This window comes from Alphaproteobacteria bacterium (assembly GCA_030740435.1).
Classification (GTDB): Bacteria; Pseudomonadota; Alphaproteobacteria; order UBA2966; family UBA2966.
This window is the reverse complement of sequence record JASLXG010000207.1, coordinates 1-4,744: the sequence shown is the minus strand read 5'-3', so window position 1 is coordinate 4,744 and position 4,744 is coordinate 1. Positions and strand designations below refer to the sequence as shown.

Below are 4,744 nucleotides of genomic sequence, written 5' to 3'. Positions count from 1 at the left end.
CCTGGCTTAGCCGGACCTCCGCCTCGCGGAGCTTGCCGATAATCTGCTCAACCGTGTGATTCTTCTTCGCCATTTTGCCCTCCTTCAAGCCAACCCAATCCTAACATCCGGGCTGGACCAGTTTTCGGGGGGCAGGCCAGGGGAGCGGGCGGCCGAGCCCAAACCTGACATACCCGAACGCGCGCCGCGAAAAAAATCAAAGGGGTTGCCGAAATGGCTGAAAATATTTCCTCCATCGGCCTGACGCCGGTTGCTGAAGTTCCCAAGGCCGGCGGCGCCGACGGCAAGGCCGGGGCTCAGGGCCAGAGCTTCACCCAGTTGGTCGAACAGTTCACCACCGATGCCATGGAAACCGGCCGCACGGGCGAACAGACCAGCCTGCTGGCGGCCGCCAAAAAGGCTGAACTGGTCGATGTGGTGACCGCGGTCAGCGATGCCGAGGTGACGCTGCAGACGGTCATGGCGCTGCGCGACCGGGTCATCCAGGCTTACCAGGAAATCATCAAGATGCCGATCTGAGTGGTTCCAGGGACGCCCCAGGGAATCACAGGGACTAATAGGCAGAACTCGAACGCGCATGTCCGGACCCGATCTCCTGACCCGATCTCCTCGACATCGCCCGCGACACCATCTGGGTGTTGGTCAAGGTGGTCGGTCCCCTGATGTCGGTGGCGCTCGGCGTCGGCCTGGTGGTGGCGATCTTCCAGTCGCTGACCCAGATCCAGGAGATGACGCTGACCTTCATCCCCAAGATCCTGGCGACCTTTCTCTCGCTGCTGCTCTTTCTGCCTTTCATGGGAAGCACGCTCAACGCCTTCATGGAACGTATGGCGGCGCGCATCGCCAACATTCCCTGAGCTGCCATGCTGGGCGAGATCCTCAGCGTCGAGATTTTTGCCTTCATGATGGTCTTCGTGCGCCTGGGCGCGGCGCTGATGATCATGCCGGGTTTCGGCGAGCCCTCGATCCCGGCGCGCTACCGTTTGAGCATGGCGCTTTTTGTCACCCTGGCGCTGTCGCCCCTGGTGGTGCCCTTGATTCCGGCCCAGCCCTCGTCGGGGCTCGAGATATTTCTGCTGGTCGGCGGCGAAACCGGTATAGGCCTGGTCATCGGCGCCGTCGGGCGCTTGATGATGACCGCGCTGCACACCGCCGGCACGGTCATCGCCTTTCAGTCGAGCCTCGGTTTCGCCCAACTCGTCGATCCTACCCAAGGTATCCAGGGGGCCATGGTGGCAAGCTTCTTTTCGGTGCTGGGCGTGGTGATGATCTTTGCCACCGACCTGCATCAGATGATGCTGCGCGCACTTTATGACAGCTACGCCCTGTTTCCCCCGGGCCAAGTGCCCGATACCGGCGACCTGGCCACCATGGCCCAGGATCTGGTCAGCGGCTCCTTCCGGGTGGGTATGCAGATCGCCGCGCCCTTCATCGTTTACGGCATCACCTTTTACGTCGGCGTCGGCCTGTTGACCCGGCTGATGCCCCGGCTGCCGATCTTCTTCGTCATCATGCCGCTGCAGATCACCGCCAGCCTGATCATCCTGGCCATCGTGCTGTCGAGGCGCCATGATCTGGTTCATCAACTATTTCGAGGGGCGCATGGCGGCGCTCCTGGTGGTGGGCTAGGTTATGTCTCAGTCAGATCAGGATCCGGCCCAAAAAACAGAAGATCCGACTGCGCGCAAACTCGAGGATGCCATCAAGAAGGGGCAGGTGCCCCGCTTCACGGAAGTCAACAACTGGTTCATGATCGCCAGCGGCGCCCTGGTGATCGGCGCCTTCGGGCCCTGGCTGGTGGGCCGCGTGCGCACCACGCTCGGCGTTTTTCTCTCCTCGCCCCACGACATGCCTTTCGATCCAGGCCAAATGATGGTGCTGGTGAGGGAACTCGGCCTGGCCATCTTCGGCGTTCTCTCGCTGCCGCTGCTGGTGTTCGTGGTGGCCTCGCTGACGGCCAACGTCATTCAGCACAAGCCGGTGCTGTCGGCGGAGAAGATGAAGCCCGACTTCAGCAAGATGAACCCGATCAAGGGGCTCAAGCAGAAGTTCTCGCTGCGCACCCTGGCCGAATTCTTCAAGGATCTGCTGAAGCTGGTTATCGTCGGCAGCCTGGCGCTCTATCTGATTTGGCCGGACAGCAGATTCCTGCCCCAGATCATGGCGCTCGATCTGGTCGAGGTGCTGCAACTGGTGCATAGCGAGGCCTTGAAACTGCTCCTCGGCGTGGCCTCGGTGCTCGCTTTCATCGCCATGCTCGACTATGCCTACCAGCTTTTCGAGCACAAGAAGTCGCTGCGCATGTCGCGCCAGGAGATCAAGGACGAGCACAAGGATTCCGACGGCGACCCCAAGATCAAGGCCAGGCTGCGCTCGATCCGCCAGGAACGCGCCCGCCAGCGCATGTTGCAGGCCGTCCCCGAGGCCACCGTGGTGGTCACCAACCCGACCCATTTCGCCATCGCCCTGCAGTACGAGCATCTGGTGACCGAGGTGCCCAAGGTGGTGGCCAAGGGCGCCGACAATGTGGCGCTGAGGATTCGCGAGGTGGCCGAGGAACACGGCGTGCCGATCGTCGAGAACCCGCCGCTGGCGCGGGCACTGCATGCCGTCGTCGAGGTGGACCAGGACATTCCGGTAGAGCATTATCAAGCGGTGGCCGAAATCATCAGCTACGTCCTGCAGCTCAAGAACCGCATGCCCAGGCGGCGCGCCGCAAGCTGAAGCCGGGGCCGTGAAGCGGCGAAAAATGCGGGCTAGGGGTGGCTCGAAATAGATTGCCCAAAAACGGATCCATCATGGATGTACCTGCCGGGTCGCACGATAAGCGGACCAGGGCGCCGCTTCATCGGCGCCTCCTGGCGGCGCCGCCCTGGGCCCATGGCTTGGCTCTTTGCGGTGTTGCCGGGGCGCTCTTTTACGGTGTTCTCATGCTCGACAGGATTGGTCTGGCCGGGGCGCTCGGGCTGGCCCTGGTGGCTGCCGTCGGCGTCGCCGCGGCCGGCCTCCTGGTCTACCGCCTGATCGACCGCCAGGGCCGCGACGATCGCGCCGATATCCTGTTCGCCGCCATGCAGCGCTTTCCCGAAGCGCGCCTCGTTACCGCCGAGGACGGCAGCGTCGTCTTCGCCAATGCCGCATACCGGGCCCTGGCCGGCGGCGCCGGCGAAGTAGCAGGGACCAGAGTAGCGGCATTGGCGGCGCTTTTCGGTGACGATCAGATGACGCGCGCCAAGCTCGGCCGTCTCGAGGCCAATGCGCTGGACGGTCTGGCCGTGCAAGACGTGCTGGGCTATCGGCCGGCCGGCGGGCGGCGGCGCTTGCTGGGGGTTTCCGCCCATCCCTTCGAGGAGTTCGGTGACCACGTTGTCTGGGCACTGTCGGATGCCGGCCGCCTGGAGGACGGCGCCGGCCAGGCTCAGCTCGCCGAGTTCGTCGACAACCTGCCGCTGGGGCTCTATACCGCCGATGCCGAGGGCCGCTTTACGCTGGTCAACCGGGTGCTGGCCGAAAGCCTGGGCCTGGCGCCGGACGAACTGGTGGCGGCCGGTTCGCGGCTCGAGGATTTCCTCGCCACCGTACCGGCGGCGACGGCCATGACGATGCCGGAAAACGTGCGCGAGGTCAGACTCAAGAATCGCCGCGGCGAGGTCTTCCCGGCGGCCTGGAGCCGCTCCATCGCGCGCGACCAGAACGGCCGCGTCGGCACCATCAGCGGTATCGTGCGCGACCTCACGGGCGAGCTCGAGTTGGAAGAAACCTTGCGCAAGGCGGAGGAGGGCTTTCGCCGCTTTTTCGACTATGCGCCCGTGGGTATCGTCATGGTCGACGGCGAGGGCATGGTGGTCGAGACCAACGCCGCCTTCCGCGGCATGATCGGCATGGCCGATTTCGACGAGGCCCTGCCGTCCTTTTTCGACCTTATCGACGAGGCCAACCACGACGCCGTGGCCGACCAGATGGCGGCGGCCCAGCAGGGCGAGCAGGATACGCCACCCCTGGAAGTGCGCCTGACCGGCGAGCAGCGCATCGTGCAGTTCTATACCCGGCGCACCGGCGACGGCAGCCAGGTGCCCAGCGACCTCATCGTCTATGTCGTCGATACCACCGACCAGAAGACGCTCGAGGCCCAGTTCGCCCAGTCCCAGAAGATGCAGGCGGTGGGCCAGTTGGCCGGCGGCATCGCGCATGACTTCAACAACCTCTTGACCGCCATGATCGGCTACAGCGACCTCTTGTTGCAACGCCACCCGCCCGGCGACCAATCCTTCGCCGACATCATGCAGATCAAGCAGAACGCCAACCGGGCGGCCAACCTGGTGCGCCAATTGCTGGCCTTCTCCAGGCGCCAGACGCTGCAGCCCAAGGTCTTGGACCTGACCGACGTGCTGGCCGAGCTCTCGCACCTGTTGACCCGCCTGATGGGCGAGACCATCGAGCTCGAGATGGTCCACGGCCGCACCCTGGGCCGGGTGCTGGTCGATCAGGGCCAGCTCGAGCAGGTCATCATCAATCTCGCCGTCAACGCCCGCGACGCCATGACCGAGGGTGGGGTCCTGAACATCCGTACCTCGAACCGCCTGGTCGAAAGGGCCATCGAATCCGGTCCCGAGACGGTGCTGCCGGGCGATTACGTGCTGGTCGAGGTCAGCGATACCGGCAAGGGCATCGCCCCGGCGGACCTCGACAAGATCTTCGAGCCCTTCTTCACCACCAAGGAGGTGGGCCACGGCATCGGCCTCGG

Annotated in this window: 4 protein-coding genes; all 4 read left to right on the top strand. The window is 64.3% G+C overall.

What is annotated here, in order from left to right; genetic code table 11:
* Window positions 1-213: 213 nt before the first annotated feature.
* Entirely contained in the window at window positions 214-519 is a 306-nt protein-coding gene (locus QGG75_19890; GenBank protein ID MDP6069492.1) for a flagellar hook-basal body complex protein FliE, read from the top strand.
* A gap of 95 nt (window positions 520-614) precedes the next feature.
* Window positions 615-857 (top strand): flagellar biosynthesis protein FliQ, encoded by a 243-nt coding sequence (fliQ, locus tag QGG75_19885; protein ID MDP6069491.1) that lies wholly within the window; start codon window positions 615-617, stop codon window positions 855-857.
* 775 nt (window positions 858-1,632) lie between these two features.
* A complete protein-coding gene (gene flhB / locus QGG75_19880) occupies window positions 1,633-2,724 on the top strand; it encodes a flagellar biosynthesis protein FlhB (protein ID MDP6069490.1) in 1,092 nt (363 codons plus the stop codon).
* Window positions 2,725-2,930: 206 nt separating this feature from the next.
* A partial coding sequence (locus QGG75_19875; GenBank protein MDP6069489.1) for a PAS domain S-box protein occupies window positions 2,931-4,744 on the top strand: 1,814 nt, incomplete at its 3' end.

What these genes read in the sequence shown, in the direction of transcription:
- QGG75_19890 (MDP6069492.1), top strand. Translation starts at nt 214, where the DNA reads ATGGCTGAAAATATTTCCTCCATCGGCCTGACGCCGGTTGCTGAAGTT.
- flhB (MDP6069490.1), top strand. Translation starts at nt 1,633, where the DNA reads ATGTCTCAGTCAGATCAGGATCCGGCCCAAAAAACAGAAGATCCGACT.